The organism is Pseudohongiella sp. O18, assembly GCF_021729085.1.
Classification (GTDB): domain Bacteria; phylum Pseudomonadota; class Gammaproteobacteria; order Pseudomonadales; family Pseudohongiellaceae; genus Pseudohongiella.
Map to the genome: position 1 here is coordinate 863,800 of NZ_JAJSAR010000002.1, position 14,471 is coordinate 878,270.

The following is a 14,471-nucleotide window of genomic DNA, read 5'->3' on the forward strand; positions in this document are numbered from 1 at the left end:
CCTAACCTCCCGTCATCGGCGGAAAGAAGGCTACCTCTTCCTGTCCGGTCAAGGTTCGCTCACGATCCACAACTTCCTGATCAACGGCAACCAGAACCTGCTGCGCATCAGTCAGCAATGCCCATGGCGCACCGCGCTCTGCCAGCCAGGCCGCCAGATCCGCAACGGTAATTACATCTGCTGGCAAATCCAGCTGCTCAGACTCGCGGCCGAGCTGCTCCCTGACACTGGCAAAGTACTGTAAGTTCAACATTAAAATTCAATCCTGTTCTTCATCTGCTGGTTCAGATCAATCTGCAATCCGCTTGAAGTCGCCTGATTTGCCGCCAGTCTTGGAAATCAGCCTTATATCGCCTATGACCATGTTTTTATCGACTGCCTTGCACATATCGTAAAGAGTCAGCGCGGCGACAGATACTGCTGTCAACGCCTCCATCTCGACCCCTGTTTTGGCATCCAGTCCGCAACGTGCTTCGATCAGCACACGATTATTGTCTGTGTCCAGATCAAAACTCACATCAACGGAATTCAACAGCAGAGGATGGCAGAGCGGGATCAGATCGGGACACTTTTTGGCAGCCATGATGCCTGCCACCCGAGCGACCGCCAGCACATCGCCCTTGGCATGTCCGCCACTGGCTATCAGCGATAGTGTCTGCGATTGCATACTGACCTCTCCGGCGGCGACCGCAACACGGTTAGTAATCGCTTTTTCACTCACATCCACCATCCGGGCGTTACCCCCGGCATCCAGATGCGTCAGTACACCTTCAGGTGCAGTCTTGCTCATGGCTCTGTCCTTGAATGTAAAACCTAACGGCCGACCATTATCCATGCTTTGCCGCTGCAATGGGAGTGTCGGGACGTCGAGCGAGCAATTTGTGGGGAAATCCGGTAAACTTGCGCCCCTTAAATTCAGTCATCCAGCACTAAAACATGAGTTTCCAACCCCACAAAACGGTGGCCGTTGTTGTTGAGCAGCCCGACTGGCTGCGCGACACCAGCGATTCCGCACCGCGGTTTCTATTTGTCGAGGAAAGCGCCGACGGCCGCGTCGTGCTCAATCAGCCAGCAGGCCATCTGGAGGCTGATGAAACGCTGCAACAGGCCGCTGTTCGTGAGGCGCTTGAGGAAACCGCGTGGCAGGTAGAGCTGACCGCCTTTATCGGACTCTATCATTACGTCGCTCCGGCCAATGGCGAATGTTATATCCGCAGCTGTTTTGCGGCCCGTGCCGTGCACCACCACAGTGAACGCGCGCTTGATGCAGACATCATCCGCACCCACTGGCTGACATTGCCGGAACTGACAGAGCGCGAATCACAGTTGCGCAGTCCACTTGTCGCCAGGGTTGTTGAAGACTATCTGGGCGGCGCACGTTATCCACTCACTCTGGTCAGTTCCTGGTAGGAGCAATTAGTGACGGTTTTCAATCCTGGCAATACACGTGTCATCGTTGGTATGTCCGGTGGTGTCGACTCTTCTGTGGCGGCGCTGCTGCTCAAGCAGCAGGGTTATCAGGTCGAAGGCCTGTTCATGAAGAACTGGGAAGAGGATGACGATACCGAGTACTGCACCGCCAAGGCCGACCTGGCTGATGCGCAGGCAGTCAGTGACCGGCTTGGCATCCATCTGCACACAGCCAATTTCTCAGCGGAATACTGGGACGGCGTGTTTGAACATTTCCTTGCCGAGTATCAGGCAGGCCGCACGCCCAACCCGGATATCCTGTGCAATCGCGAAATCAAGTTCAAGGCGTTTCTGGACTATGCAACGGAACTTGGTGCCGACTGCATCGCCACCGGGCACTATGCACGTCGCCATGACAGCAACGGCCAGACACAACTGCTCAAGGGGCTCGATGCCAACAAGGATCAGAGCTACTTTTTGTGCGCGGTCAGCGAAGCCAGTCTGGCACGCAGCCTGTTCCCGGTCGGTGAACTGGAGAAACCCAGGGTGCGTGAAATAGCAGCAGAACACGGCCTTGCCACCAGTGAGAAAAAAGACAGCACCGGTATCTGTTTTATCGGCGAACGCAAATTCAAGGATTTTCTGCAGCGCTACCTGCCAGCGCAGCCTGGACTTATCGAAACCGTGGATGGTGATGTCATCGGGGAACATCAGGGCCTGATGTACCACACTTACGGGCAGCGCCAGGGTCTGGGCATCGGTGGTCTGGCAGAATACAGCGAGGCTCCGTGGTATGTGGTCGCCAAAGACCTGGACCGGAATGTCCTGGTCGTTGCGCAGGGCAGCAAGCATCCAGCGCTTTATTCCAGCGCCCTGGATGCTGCGCAAATTAACTGGATCAATGGCTTACCGGCACCATTTCCCCTGACTTGCCATGCAAAAATCCGCTATCGCCAGGCAGATCAGGAATGTACCATTACAGCTCTGGATGGCGACCGGGTTCGAGTCACATTCGCGCAGCCACAACGTGCGGTCACGCCTGGGCAAACCATCGTGTTCTATCAGGGAGATATCTGTCTGGGAGGAGGCATCATTGAGCAGTACATCAAATGATTTTTCCGAGTGGGAGTACCGCAACATCGCTCTGGCCGTCGTGACAGAGTGTGCATTGCGCGTCAATCAGCTCGCTGTCGATGGCACCATACCTACTGACAAATTGATCGCCTGTCTGAACCCTGTTTACAAGCTAGAAGCCGGAAGCGTCGCTGAGCTGTATCCGGACATCAGCCAGTTCAGCCAGGGCATCCAGGCGCTTCAGGAAAGTTTTGACAGCGCCGGCCTGCGCAAACACGCCAACACCGTCCGCTACATGCTCGGCATGCTTGTGATTCAGCAGCATCTCAACAAGCAACCAGAAATGCAGCAGCTCCTTGGCCAGCGTATCGGCCAGCTGGCCGCGGCTGAAGGCGACGACAGCCAGCCAGCTCACGAGCAGGCATTGCAGGCAGACTGTGCCGCCCTGGCACGTCTGTATCAGGACACCATCAGCAAGCTCAGCTATCGCATCCATGTTGCCGGCAACCCGGAACACCTTCGCAATCCGGAGGTGGCCGACAGAATCCGGGCGCTGTTGCTGGCGGGAATACGTTCGGCAGTCCTCTGGCATCAACTGGGCGGACGCCGCTGGCACCTGTTCGTTTATAAAAAGCGCATACACCAGTGCCTGGCAGGTGTGCGCAGACAGCTCTTCAGCATTTCCAGACCCGATTCTGACAACGTTCACTGACGCACAAGAAGGAAACATTTGAACATGAGCATCACTACATTGACCGCCATTTCACCGGTGGACGGGCGCTATCGTGGCAAAACTGAAGCCCTGAGCAACTGTTTCAGTGAATACGCCCTCATCAAGTATCGCGTTCAGGTCGAAATTCGCTGGCTTCAGCAGCTCGCAGCCCACCCCGACATTCCTGAAGCACCAGCTCTCAGTGATGCCGCAAATGATCTGCTGAACGAAATCGTCAGCAACTTTTCGCTCAAAGACGCTGAACGTGTGAAGACCATAGAAAGCACCACCAACCATGACGTCAAGGCGGTCGAGTATTTCATCAAAGAGAAAATCGCTGATCACCCTGACCTGAAACAACAGGTCGAGTTTGTTCATTTCGCCTGTACCTCAGAAGATATCAACAACCTGTCTTACGCTTTGATGCTGCGTGACGGTCGTGATCTGGTCATGCTGCCGGCGATGCAGCAACTTATCGATCGTCTGCGCGAGCTGGCTCACGACACGGCAGCTCAGCCGATGCTGTCGCGCACGCACGGCCAGACAGCTTCCCCGACCACTGTTGGCAAAGAGCTGGCCAATGTGGTGTACCGGCTGGAGCGACAACTGCAGCAATTCGCGGACAGTCCTGTGCTCGGCAAAATCAACGGCGCCGTTGGTAACTACAATGCCCATCTGGCGGCCTACCCGAATATCGACTGGCAGGACAACGCCCAGAAATTTGTCCGTAAACTGGGTATTGAATGGAACCCCTACACAACCCAGATCGAACCACATGACTACATCGCGGAAATGTTTGCTGCCTGCTGTCGATTCAATACAATCCTGATCGATCTGGATCGCGACATCTGGGGATACATATCACTGGGTTACTTCAAACAGAAAACTGTAGCCGGTGAGATTGGTTCTTCGACCATGCCACACAAGGTCAACCCAATCGATTTTGAGAATTCAGAGGGCAACCTGGGTATCGCCAATGCCATCATGCAGCATCTGGCTGAAAAACTGCCAATCTCACGATGGCAGCGCGACCTGACAGATTCCACGGTGCTGCGCAGTGTCGGCACCGGATTCGCACACAGCCTCATTGCCTATCAGGCCACACTCAAAGGCCTGAACAAATTAAGTCTTAATCCGGGCGCGCTGGATCAGGACCTGGATCGTGCCTGGGAAGTGCTGGCTGAGCCCATCCAGACCGTCATGCGTCGATATGGTGTCGAACAGGCTTACGAGAAGCTTAAGGAACTGACCCGGGGTCAGACCATTGATCAGACAGCCATTCGCAAGTTTATCGACACGCTGGATATCCCGGAGTCTGCCCGCACGACACTGCGCGAACTGACCCCTGGCAGCTACACAGGTAACGCCACTGAGCAGGCCAAATCAATTTGAACAACGAGCAGACAGACAGCGAATCCATACTGCCGGAGAGTTTTGATCGCCGGCAGTTCCTGGCCGAGTACTGGCAGAAAAAGCCCCTGCTGATCCGCGCTGGCGCTCTGTCATTCCTGGACCCGGTCACGCCAGAAGAGCTTGCCGGACTGGCCTGCGAGCCTGGCGTCGAGTCGCGCCTGATACAGGTAAATGAATCACAGACAAAGTGGAGTATGCGCCAGGGTCCTTTTGACGATGAGGATTTTCTGTCGCTGCCGCAGTCGAACTACAGCCTGTTGGTGCAGGCAGTGGATCAGTGGGTTGACGGCGTCAGTGCCATGCTCGGTGACTTTGACTTTATCCCCGGCTGGCGGGTCGACGACATTATGGTCAGTTATGCCACTGATCAGGGTAATGTCGGGCCACATTTCGACTATTACGACGTCTTCCTGATTCAGGGCATGGGGCAGAAACGCTGGCAACTGGGGCAGCGCTGCGATGCACTGACACCGATTGACCAGTCAAGCGGCCTGCGCCTGCTGAAGGACTTCAAGGCAGTTGACGAGTACACGGTGAGTCCCGGGGACATTCTCTACATTCCCCCTGGCCTTGCGCACTATGGTGTCGCTGTTGGTCCATCGATCACCTACTCAGTTGGTTTCCGCGCCCCCTCCTGGAGCGAAATTCTCAGCGGTGTCGTTGACCAGGCACTGGACGATCTGAATGAGGACCAACGCTACACAGACCCCCAACCCAGCCTCCCCCGACACTATGGTGAGATCCCGGTAGAGGTCATCTCTGATCTGCAACAGAAACTGACCACATTACTGACTCAACCCGAGCGCATCCTCCAGTGGTTTGGACAGACCATGACAGCACCGCGCTACCCGCTGGAACCGGATGGCGACGATGATTCTGCCGCCATCACCATTGATGCCCTTCGCCACCAGCTTGAGCAGGGAATGGAGATCTACAAAGTACCTGGAGCCCGGTTCGCATACTACGCTGGCAAAGATGCCGGGAATGCCAGATCGATTGAGTTTTTTGCTGATGGTGTGAGTTATTCCTGCAATGAGAACTGCCTGCTGCTGTTGCAGACACTCAGCGCACCTGGCTATCTGATGCCATTGCCCGAATCCATCAAAAACCATGCATTTAGTGATGACAGCACCCTCCAGTTGCTCGCAGATCTGTATAATCAGGGCAGCCTGACCCTTGATTAATTCAACGATGAAAAGCGAGTGGAAAATGCCGATAAGAGTCGCTACTGGTCTATTGCGCTGGACAGGATTACTGGCAAGGCCAATAAGCATGCTGAGCGCGAGTCTGATACTGCTCGCCAGCCCCTCATGGGCGCAGGAAGGCAATTTGGCCACCATCGAAATTATTGATATTGAACACCGCAGCCCCAGCGAGATTCGCAACCAGCTGACGCCGCTGTTGCATGAGCGCGGCTATATGGGGCAAATCGACAATAAATTGATTATTGCCACTACCGCAGCGAATCTCGACATTCTGCAACAACGCATTGAGACGCTTGATGTGCCACCTCGGCGCCTGATTGTCAGCGTCGACTTTGATTATCGCGAGCCGGGCACTGCCGCTGTGACGGACAGCATTGATGAAAATACCGAAACAGCGGTAACGCCGGACCCGGCACCCGAACGTGTCCAGGCAGTTGAAGGTGAGGTTTTGACCTTCCGCTCCGCCAGCCCTGTCGATGACGCAGTTGAGGTTCCGGAAACGGATCCGGACGCTGAGCCCGGCGATGTGGGATCGAACATACAGCCACAACTGCTGATGACTGCGGAGATTGTGGAACAGCAGGCCCACATCAGTGTGGCACTTGAAAACATCGACGGTTTTAGCGGCCAGCACACACTGCAGATACCACTGGGCCAGTGGTTTGTCATGAACCCGGATGCTGAGGGCCAGCCCATACTGGCCTTGCAGGTGGATGTCCTGCCCTGATGAGAGAGCAACTGACTCGCCGGCTTCCGTATCGGAAGGACAGTGAGTATCTGATTACTGCCATCGGCGCACTGCCCGGGGCATTCTGTCTGGATAGTGGCCTCACCCGTTACCCGCAGGGTCGTTTTGACATTCTGACAGCCCTTCCCAGCGCTACTGTCAATGTCAACCGCAACACCTCTGACGGCACTACCCGCCTCTACAAACGCCATTATGGCGAAAGCGACTGGCAAGCCCTGACAGGCACAGATTGGCGGCAGCTTGTCGAGGAGCTATTGGCTGCTCACCAACCGGCAGCAGCAGACATTGAGGCTCTTGCCGGACTGCCCTTTTGTGGCGGCCTGCTGGGCGCCTTGGCCTACTCCGCGGATCAGACAACAATAAGCGGCTGGCGGGCTGATCATGACGATCCACTCGCCCAGGCCTTACTGGAGCTTCCGGAGACTCACATAGGCCTTTATGAATGGGCGGTTATTGTCGATCATGAAAAACAACAGACCACACTGTTTTTCCTCAGTCGATGCCCGAGCGCTATTCGTGACCGCATTGAGCAGTGCCTGTCTGACCTCGAGCAATCGATCAGCCGCCCGCAGTTCAGTCTGCTGCATGCCTTCACGGCAGCGAGCAGTCATCTGGACTATCAACAGGCCTTCACTCGCCTGAATCACTGGATTCAGGCCGGAGACTGTTATCAGGCCAATCTGGCCATGGGATTTCAGGCCGGTTTCCGCGGCGAGCCGCTTGGCGCCTATCTGCGGCTGAGGCAGACCAGCCAGAGTCCATTCAGCGGATTCGTGCGGACCGAAACCGCCTCGATTCTCAGCCTGTCGCCTGAACGTTTCCTTTCAGTAAATGACAGACAGGTCACAACACAGCCCATCAAGGGCACGCGCAGGCGCCATCCGAATGCCGCAGATGATGAATCGGCCCGGCTCGCGCTGCGCGACAGCGACAAGGACCAGGCAGAAAACCTGATGATTGTCGATCTGATGCGCAATGATCTGGGCAAAGTATGTGTGACTGGTTCTGTGAAAACACCTGAGCTATTTGCGGTGCACAGTTTTACCCATGTCCATCACCTGATCAGCACAGTGACCGGCGAGCTGCCAGCGGGCATCAGCCCGCTGGCGCTGCTGCAACACTGTTTCCCGGGGGGATCGATAACTGGCGCTCCCAAAATCCGCGCCATGCAGATCATATCTGAGCTGGAACAGCGACCCCGAAGCTTTTACTGCGGCTCACTGTTCTATCTTGATCACAACGGAAATTTTGACAGCAGTATCTGCATCCGGACGCTGGTTTGCGCCGACGATATGGTTTACTGCTGGGGTGGCGGCGGTGTCGTCGCCGATTCAGACTGTGATACTGAATACCAGGAGTGTCATGACAAAGTCACAGCCCTGATGCACAGCCTGGAAGCAAGAGGCGCTGACTGACACACAGCAGCGCCCGCGATGTCTGGCTCAGGCGTCAGGGAGCCAGCTGACGGTTGCTGGCCTTTAGGAACTCAGCCTGCAGATCGGCGTATTCATGCACGGCCGGAAACTGTGGAAACTCACGAATCACATTCTCCGGCGCGCGGAACAGGATGCCTGCCTCAGCCTCGGAAAGCATCGTGGTATCGTTATAGGAATCACCAGCGGCGATGACACGATAGTTCAGTGAATGAAACGCTTTGACTGACTGGCGCTTCGGATCTTTCTGACGAATGTGATAGTTGACGATCATGCCCTGCTCGTCCGTTTCCAGGCGATGACAGAATAAGGTCGGAAAACCCAGTTGACGCATCAGCGGTTGTGCAAACTCGTAGTAAGTATCAGACAGGATGACAAGCTGGAAGCGTTCCCGTAGCCAATCGACAAACTCCTGCGCGCCGGGCATAGGTGACATGCCTGCGATGACTTCCTGAATATCCGGCAGACCGAGCTTGTGTTCACGCAGAATGCGCAGACGCTGCTGCATCAGCACATCATAATCCGGAATATCCCGCGTCGTTGCCCGCAGTTCATCGATTCCAGTGCGCTCTGCAAAATCGATCCAGATTTCCGGAATCAATACTCCTTCCAGGTCAAGACAGGCTAGTTCCACGCGGCATTCCTCATTAGCTTATTAGAATAAATCACAAAACAGGCGGCGATTTTAGCGGTTTGCCCGCTGTCTTGCCAGTCGCCCTCATGTATCATGTGCGCAATTTTTGTCGAGGACCATCATGATCACTCCGGACAACATTGCAGAATACAATGCGCGTTTCCAGCAGATGGAACCCAGGGATATCCTGAAAGAGATACTGCCAGCCATTCCCAATATCACCCTGTCGTTCAGTGGTGCCGAAGACGTTGCCTTACTGGCCATGGCCTGCAAACTAAAACCCGACCTCGCCGTGTTCACACTGGACACGGGGCGCCTGCATCCTCAGACCTATCAGTTCATAGAGAAAGTCAGGGAAACTTTTGGCATCTCGATAGAGTTCATGTATCCGGACACCCGCGCGATCGAAAAACTGACCCGGGAGAAAGGTCTGTTCAGTTTCTACAAGGATGGTCATGAAGAGTGCTGCGCCATTCGCAAAACTGAACCTCTGCGCCGCAAACTGGCGACCGTGGATGCCTGGATCACAGGCCAGCGACGCGACCAGAGCCCGACCCGCGCCCAGGTGCCAGTCGCCCAGCTCGACACTACGTTCGCAGCCTCTGGCAAGACATTGCTCAAGTTCAATCCGTTTGCCAACTGGAGCTCAGCAGACGTGTGGAACTACATCCGCATGTTCGACATTCCCTACAACGCTCTGCATGATCAGGGCTTCATCAGTATCGGATGTGAACCCTGCACGCGCCCGGTAGGACCCAATCAGCACGAACGTGAAGGTCGCTGGTGGTGGGAAGAAGCAACTGCCAAAGAATGCGGCCTGCACAAGGTCAATCTGGCAACTGACCTGAGCTGACCGGCGCCGACTGACCAATACCCAGCGCCGGAATCGGCGTATTGGCGAACAGCAGGTCGACATCGGCCTGGCTCTGGCACTGCAGCACCTGCTCAACGACTGGCCGTTGAAGATGGTCCGCAAACATGGCGATAAACTCGTACATGTAGGCCCGCAGGACGGTGCCGCGCCGAAAACCGATCCGCGTCACACTATAATCGAACAAATGGCTGGCATCGAGCGCTACCAGATCGGTGTCCTTGTCACTATCGTAAGCCATTCCAGCCACTATACCAATGCCCATCCCGAGCCGGACATAGGTCTTGATCACATCAGCATCCGCCGCCGTGAATACCACGCGCGGCTGAAGGCCCTGCGACGCGAAGGCATCATCAAGACGCGAGCGACCGGTAAAACCGAGCACGTAGGTGACCAGTGGAAAACGCGCCAGATCTGCCAGTGATATTTTTGAAACGCCAACCAGAGCATGATCTTTTGGGACCAGAACCACACGATTCCATCGATAACACGGCATCATCATCAGGTCGCTGAATTTTTCCATGGCTTCGGTGGCTATCGCAAAATCTGCCGTACCCTTGGCAGCCAGTTCGGCAATCTGTATGGGCGTCCCCTGATGCAGCTGAAGTGAGACACCTGGATACTTTTCAATAAACTGGGAAATGACCGGCGGCAGAACATAACGACTCTGCGTGTGGGTAGTGGCCAGCGACAGACTACCGGATGTAGCGTCACTGAACTCCGCCGCGGTGCGCTTGATATTTCCGGCCTGATGCAGCAGCTCGCGGGCCTGCGCTACAATCACTTCGCCGGCAGCTGTCAATCCGGAAATGTGTTTGCCGTTGCGAACAAAAATCTGTACCCCCAGTTCGTCCTCCAGCGCCAGTATCTGTTTGCTGACACCCGATTGCGAGGTGTGCATGCGATCAGCAGCAGCTGATACATTCAGTCCACACGAAGCCACTTCGGTGATGTAACGCAACTGTTGCAGCTTCATCCTGATCAGTCCTTTTTGTCTGCTGTCCGCTGGGAAATTTTTTCGTTGGCAACACCATGCGGTACGTGTCCGGTCGCCACATGTTCACGGGCCGAGTCGCAATGCGCCTCCTGATCATCAAAAAACACATCGGCGTCAAAAGCTTTCAGGAACACTCCCTTAGCCATTCCACCCAGGAACAATGACTCATCAATGCGTATATTCCAGGCTCTCAGTGTTTTCACGACCCGCTCATGTGCAGGCGCTGAACGTGCTGTGACCAGGCAGGTGCGAATCGGGGAAAGCCCTGGCGGGAACTGCATCTGCAATTGCTGCAAAGCCGCCAGAAAGGGTTTGAACGGACCGCCCGACAGCGGCTGATTGGCGGACTTCTTTTCGCTTTTGGCAAATGCCTCGAGACCCTGCGACTTGTAGATCCGTTCTGCCTCATCCGAAAAAAGCACGGCGTCCCCGTCAAACGCAAATTTGACCTGCGTATCACTGGCAGCCTGCGGGGCTGATGGCAGGATTGTCGCTGCTGCCACACCCTGCTCCAGCGCCTGACGCACATCGGCGCCATCCATGGAAAGAAACAGATGGCAATTAAAAGGAGAAATATACCGGTAAGGACTCATGCCACCAGAGAAAGCGGCCCGGATGATGGGCAGACCATAATGCTCGATGGAGTTAAAAACCCGCAAACCAGTGTCGGCACTGTTACGGGACAGCAGAATCACCTCAACCCGCTGGGTATCGAGCAGGGTATTTAAATGCAGCAGCTTTTTGACCAGATTGAACGCGCCACCAGGCTGTAACGGTTCATTCTCATGTTCGATCTGGTACTGCTGATAGGCTTCCAGGCCCTTTTCTTCATAGATCACATGACTGTCATTCAGATCAAACAGCGCTCGTGACGATATCGCGATAACCAGTTTGTCCACGGCCTGCTGTACTCGGGTCTGCGCCATAAAGTTCCCTGTCGTATGCAAATACCTACCGAGCCGGTAGAATTTGTTCTGGTTGCGAAGGGAATCATATGACAAGCGAACGTTCTGTTAAACAACAATCCCCACAAAAGTCCTCACCGGCCATAGCGCTGGTACTGTCGGGAGGTGGTGCCAGGGCAGCCTATCAGGTTGGAGCACTGCGCGGCATTGCTCGTCTGCTGGACAAAGATGTCCCCAATCCCTTCAGCATTATATCCGGCACCTCAGCTGGCGCATTAAATGCGACCGGTCTGGCCACCCATGCACACCGGCTGCGCACCGGCATCCGTGTGCTTGAATATATCTGGGGAAATATTCAAAGCGATCAGATTTACAGACTGGATTCGGCGGGCCTGATCAGCAGTGCCTCGAACTGGGTCTTTTCGTTTCTCACCAACCGTGGACGGCGCGTGCCCGCATCACTTTTGGACAATTCGCCGCTCGAAGAGCTGCTCAGACAAGTGCTCAGGCTTGAACGGATCAATGCCAACATGGAAGCCGGTTACCTGGACAGCCTGGTAGTCACCGCCTCTGGTTATACCAGTGGGAATTCAGTTTCATTTTTTCAATCGGTCAACAACATCGAAAACTGGTCTCGTGCTCATCGGGTAGGAATTCGAACAGAGCTGCGGCACATGCACCTGCTTGCCTCCACAGCAATACCTACGCTGTTCCCGGCAGTAAGAATTGAACAGCAATATTACGGCGATGGCGCGATCCGCCAGTTGGCACCCTTAAGTCCCGCCATACACATGGGAGCGGATCGCATACTGGCGATTGGCGTCAGCGGCGCAGCAACACGCCGGGATCCGCATCCGGAACAGCTTGTGCAGCCTTCGTTATCGCAGATAATCGGACACGTGCTCAACAGTGCATTTGTCGATACGCTTGAAAGTGATATGGCCGTGCTGGAGCGCTACAACCAATTGTTGCCGTACTGCACAGATCAGGAGTCGCTGGGCATACGTCCAGTCAAGTTGCTGGATATCACGCCGAGTCAGGATCTGAATCGACTGGCTGAGGATTACTTTACATCCCTGCCACGAACAATACGCATGTTCATCCGCGACACAAATTCCAGTTCAATTGCCAGTCTGTTGATGTTCGAGAAGGAGTACTGCAAACAGCTCATGGATCTTGGCGTCGCGGATGCCATGGCAAAACGCGAGCAGATCCATGAATTCTTCAAGGCTTAATTATTAGAAAGAATAACCATAACCAAGGATGATTTTGTCTTCATGGCTGATGCCCAGGCCAAGTTAGGGTTCCAGACCGCTTGTGGCGCACCATTTAAGTGCATTAAGAGGGGTGGTTGCGCTGATATGGCGCCAGTGTGCACAATGATGGCACACTGGCGTGGGCAATCATGCCAATTGGTGGTCCAGATGTGCGACCAGTTCAGCTGGCAGTTGCAGGCGATGGGCGAGCACTTCGAGATAGGCGCGTTCAGCAGGATGGTCGACATCAATCGCAGCGCGCGATACCAGATAGAGCTCTGAGGCCTGCTCTATACCCTGGGTAGCGGCAACCAGCGCATCAAGGTCGACCGGTTTGCGCAAGGCATCAAACACAAAACCTTTGCTTTCTGCATCCAGTGCCATTTTTTCAACCTGCTCGAATATGGCGCTCTGTTCCTGTGCATCGATATGACCATCAGCCTTGGCCGCTGCAATCATGGCTGTTATCAACGTAAGCGAAAAATTCTGACTGGCCGGAGAGTGGTCAGCATTGGGCAGAAACTTTGGATCCACATTGTTCATGTCTGCTGGCGAGGCCACTGGAGCGGTGGCCACCTGCTTGCCCTGCTGCCAGTTTTGATAGGCTTTGTAAGCAAGCGCACCCGCCGCCGCTGCGCCGCCATAGCCGATCATGCCACCAGCCATCTTACGCATTTTTTTATTGCCGACCAGCAGCCCCAGTATGCCACCAGCAGCAGCGCCCTTCACAAAGCTGCCCTTGCCGGCGCCGCCCTGCCCCATGCCGCCCATGCCAGCTTGCCCCTGAGATGTGTTTTGCCCACTGCCCAAAAACTGTTCAAACAAACGGTTCGTATCTATCACTACTGACTCCTCTTATGGGTTTGGCATGCGTCGACGATCATGCAATTAGCCGTACTACCTTGTCAGGGACCGGCGGATGGCGGGTTTCCCTTCCCAGTGTAAAAACATACAATAGTGGCCTTCGAGTATACAGAGAGCAGTAGCATGGCGGTATCGATAAAGACGGCAGATGATATCCAGAAAATGCGGGTGGCCGGCAGGCTGGCTGCAGAGGTTCTGGAGATGATTGGGGAACATGTCAAACCGGGAATCAGTACCGGCGAGCTGGACCGCATCTGTCACGATTATATTGTCAACGTCCAGCAGGCGGTGCCCGCCCCACTGAACTACAATGGCTTTCCAAAATCCATCTGTACCTCACTGAATCACGTGGTCTGCCATGGCATTCCCAGTGACAGCAAGATTCTCAAAAACGGTGACATCCTGAACATCGACATTACTGTCATCAAAGACGGTTTTCACGGTGATACCAGCAAAATGTTCCTTGTCGGCGAGGTCGCTCCGCACGCCAAACGGCTGATCAACGTCACACAGGAATGCCTGTACAAGGCCATCGCACTGGTCCGCCCCGGTGTTCGACTTGGCGATATTGGTCATGTCATCCAGGTTCATGCCGAGAGCAACAACTATTCGGTGGTTCGCGAATATTGCGGTCACGGTATTGGGCGGATCTTTCACGAAGACCCGCAGGTTCTCCACTATGGCAAACCCGACACCGGGCTGGTGTTACAGGAAGGCATGACTTTCACCATCGAGCCGATGATAAACCTGGGCGCTCGCCATACCAAGTTATCGAAAGCTGACGGCTGGACAGTGACCACCAAGGACCGACGCTTGTCCGCACAGTGGGAACATACTCTGGCAGTGACGTCAGATGGTTGTGAAGTGCTGACCAGGCGCCACGAAGAATCTTTCTGAATTTTCTGACAGGAACCAATGCATGAGCACTACCCCCACGCCCGGCCTCTCG

At 54.9% G+C, this 14,471-nt stretch carries 16 protein-coding genes; 10 read left to right on the forward strand and 6 right to left on the reverse strand.

Going from position 1 to position 14,471, the window contains the following annotated elements; all coding sequences use genetic code 11:
- Window position 1: 1 nt before the first annotated feature.
- The gene (gene moaD / locus LVD14_RS11225; protein ID WP_237134166.1) at window positions 2-253 is read right to left on the reverse strand and encodes a molybdopterin converting factor subunit 1; all 252 of its coding nucleotides are present in this window, start codon (window positions 251-253) and stop codon (window positions 2-4) included.
- Window positions 254-289: 36 nt separating this feature from the next.
- Complete coding sequence (gene moaC / locus LVD14_RS11230) at window positions 290-790, reverse strand: cyclic pyranopterin monophosphate synthase MoaC (RefSeq protein WP_237134167.1); 501 nt, start codon at window positions 788-790, stop codon at window positions 290-292.
- Window positions 791-936: 146 nt separating this feature from the next.
- On the opposite strand from moaC, the gene LVD14_RS11235 reads away from it, so the two are divergent.
- From LVD14_RS11235 to pabB, 7 genes are all read left to right on the forward strand, one after another.
- The gene (locus LVD14_RS11235; protein ID WP_237134168.1) at window positions 937-1,410 is read left to right on the forward strand and encodes an NUDIX hydrolase; all 474 of its coding nucleotides are present in this window, start codon (window positions 937-939) and stop codon (window positions 1,408-1,410) included.
- A gap of 9 nt (window positions 1,411-1,419) precedes the next feature.
- Complete coding sequence (gene mnmA / locus LVD14_RS11240) at window positions 1,420-2,523, forward strand: tRNA 2-thiouridine(34) synthase MnmA (protein ID WP_317622716.1); 1,104 nt, start codon at window positions 1,420-1,422, stop codon at window positions 2,521-2,523.
- A complete protein-coding gene (gene hflD / locus LVD14_RS11245) occupies window positions 2,504-3,196 on the forward strand; it encodes a high frequency lysogenization protein HflD (protein ID WP_237134169.1) in 693 nt (230 codons plus the stop codon). Before mnmA ends, hflD begins: the two co-directional genes overlap by 20 nt.
- A 24-nt stretch (window positions 3,197-3,220) precedes the next feature.
- Entirely contained in the window at window positions 3,221-4,588 is a 1,368-nt protein-coding gene (gene purB / locus LVD14_RS11250; protein ID WP_237134170.1) for an adenylosuccinate lyase, read from the forward strand.
- A complete protein-coding gene (locus LVD14_RS11255; protein ID WP_237134171.1) occupies window positions 4,585-5,793 on the forward strand; it encodes a cupin domain-containing protein in 1,209 nt (402 codons plus the stop codon). Before purB ends, LVD14_RS11255 begins: the two co-directional genes overlap by 4 nt.
- Before the next feature lie 88 nt (window positions 5,794-5,881).
- Entirely contained in the window at window positions 5,882-6,541 is a 660-nt protein-coding gene (locus LVD14_RS11260; protein WP_237134172.1) for a hypothetical protein, read from the forward strand.
- Window positions 6,541-7,977, forward strand: coding sequence for an aminodeoxychorismate synthase component I (pabB, locus tag LVD14_RS11265; protein WP_237134173.1), 1,437 nt, complete (start codon window positions 6,541-6,543; stop codon window positions 7,975-7,977). Before LVD14_RS11260 ends, pabB begins: the two co-directional genes overlap by 1 nt.
- A 34-nt stretch (window positions 7,978-8,011) precedes the next feature.
- Here the strand turns inward: pabB and thrH are convergent, their stop codons facing one another.
- Window positions 8,012-8,629 carry a bifunctional phosphoserine phosphatase/homoserine phosphotransferase ThrH gene (gene thrH / locus LVD14_RS11270; RefSeq protein ID WP_237134174.1) on the reverse strand — a complete coding sequence of 206 codons (618 nt, stop codon included), beginning with the start codon at window positions 8,627-8,629 and terminating at the stop codon, window positions 8,012-8,014.
- A gap of 121 nt (window positions 8,630-8,750) precedes the next feature.
- Between thrH and LVD14_RS11275 the strand changes: the two genes are divergently transcribed.
- Window positions 8,751-9,482: a phosphoadenylyl-sulfate reductase gene (locus tag LVD14_RS11275; protein WP_237134175.1), complete on the forward strand. Its 732-nt coding sequence runs from the start codon at window positions 8,751-8,753 to the stop codon at window positions 9,480-9,482.
- On the opposite strand, the gene cysB is transcribed toward LVD14_RS11275, so the two are convergent.
- Both cysB and LVD14_RS11285 read right to left on the reverse strand, forming a co-directional pair.
- Window positions 9,457-10,476 carry an HTH-type transcriptional regulator CysB gene (gene cysB, locus LVD14_RS11280; protein WP_237134176.1) on the reverse strand — a complete coding sequence of 340 codons (1,020 nt, stop codon included), beginning with the start codon at window positions 10,474-10,476 and terminating at the stop codon, window positions 9,457-9,459. The two genes, LVD14_RS11275 and cysB, sit on opposite strands and share 26 nt — an antisense overlap.
- Window positions 10,477-10,481: 5 nt before the next feature.
- A complete protein-coding gene (locus LVD14_RS11285; RefSeq protein WP_237134177.1) occupies window positions 10,482-11,423 on the reverse strand; it encodes a 5'-nucleotidase in 942 nt (313 codons plus the stop codon).
- A 68-nt stretch (window positions 11,424-11,491) separates the two neighbouring features.
- Between LVD14_RS11285 and LVD14_RS11290 the strand changes: the two genes are divergently transcribed.
- Window positions 11,492-12,637: a patatin-like phospholipase family protein gene (locus tag LVD14_RS11290; RefSeq protein WP_237134178.1), complete on the forward strand. Its 1,146-nt coding sequence runs from the start codon at window positions 11,492-11,494 to the stop codon at window positions 12,635-12,637.
- Window positions 12,638-12,805: 168 nt separating this feature from the next.
- Here the strand turns inward: LVD14_RS11290 and LVD14_RS11295 are convergent, their stop codons facing one another.
- Window positions 12,806-13,501 carry a tellurite resistance TerB family protein gene (locus tag LVD14_RS11295; protein WP_237134179.1) on the reverse strand — a complete coding sequence of 232 codons (696 nt, stop codon included), beginning with the start codon at window positions 13,499-13,501 and terminating at the stop codon, window positions 12,806-12,808.
- A gap of 144 nt (window positions 13,502-13,645) precedes the next feature.
- Between LVD14_RS11295 and map the strand changes: the two genes are divergently transcribed.
- A complete protein-coding gene (gene map, locus LVD14_RS11300; protein WP_237134180.1) occupies window positions 13,646-14,419 on the forward strand; it encodes a type I methionyl aminopeptidase in 774 nt (257 codons plus the stop codon).
- Window positions 14,420-14,471 lie beyond the last annotated feature (52 nt).

Coding starts and splice junctions, on each gene's coding strand:
- moaD (WP_237134166.1), bottom strand. CDS start 253: ATGTTGAACTTACAGTACTTTGCCAGTGTCAGGGAGCAGCTCGGCCGC.
- moaC (WP_237134167.1), bottom strand. CDS start 790: ATGAGCAAGACTGCACCTGAAGGTGTACTGACGCATCTGGATGCCGGG.
- LVD14_RS11235 (WP_237134168.1), top strand. CDS start 937: ATGAGTTTCCAACCCCACAAAACGGTGGCCGTTGTTGTTGAGCAGCCC.
- purB (WP_237134170.1), top strand. CDS start 3,221: ATGAGCATCACTACATTGACCGCCATTTCACCGGTGGACGGGCGCTAT.
- LVD14_RS11260 (WP_237134172.1), top strand. CDS start 5,882: ATGCTGAGCGCGAGTCTGATACTGCTCGCCAGCCCCTCATGGGCGCAG.
- pabB (WP_237134173.1), top strand. CDS start 6,541: ATGAGAGAGCAACTGACTCGCCGGCTTCCGTATCGGAAGGACAGTGAG.
- LVD14_RS11275 (WP_237134175.1), top strand. CDS start 8,751: ATGATCACTCCGGACAACATTGCAGAATACAATGCGCGTTTCCAGCAG.
- cysB (WP_237134176.1), bottom strand. CDS start 10,476: ATGAAGCTGCAACAGTTGCGTTACATCACCGAAGTGGCTTCGTGTGGA.
- LVD14_RS11285 (WP_237134177.1), bottom strand. CDS start 11,423: ATGGCGCAGACCCGAGTACAGCAGGCCGTGGACAAACTGGTTATCGCG.
- LVD14_RS11290 (WP_237134178.1), top strand. CDS start 11,492: ATGACAAGCGAACGTTCTGTTAAACAACAATCCCCACAAAAGTCCTCA.
- map (WP_237134180.1), top strand. CDS start 13,646: ATGGCGGTATCGATAAAGACGGCAGATGATATCCAGAAAATGCGGGTG.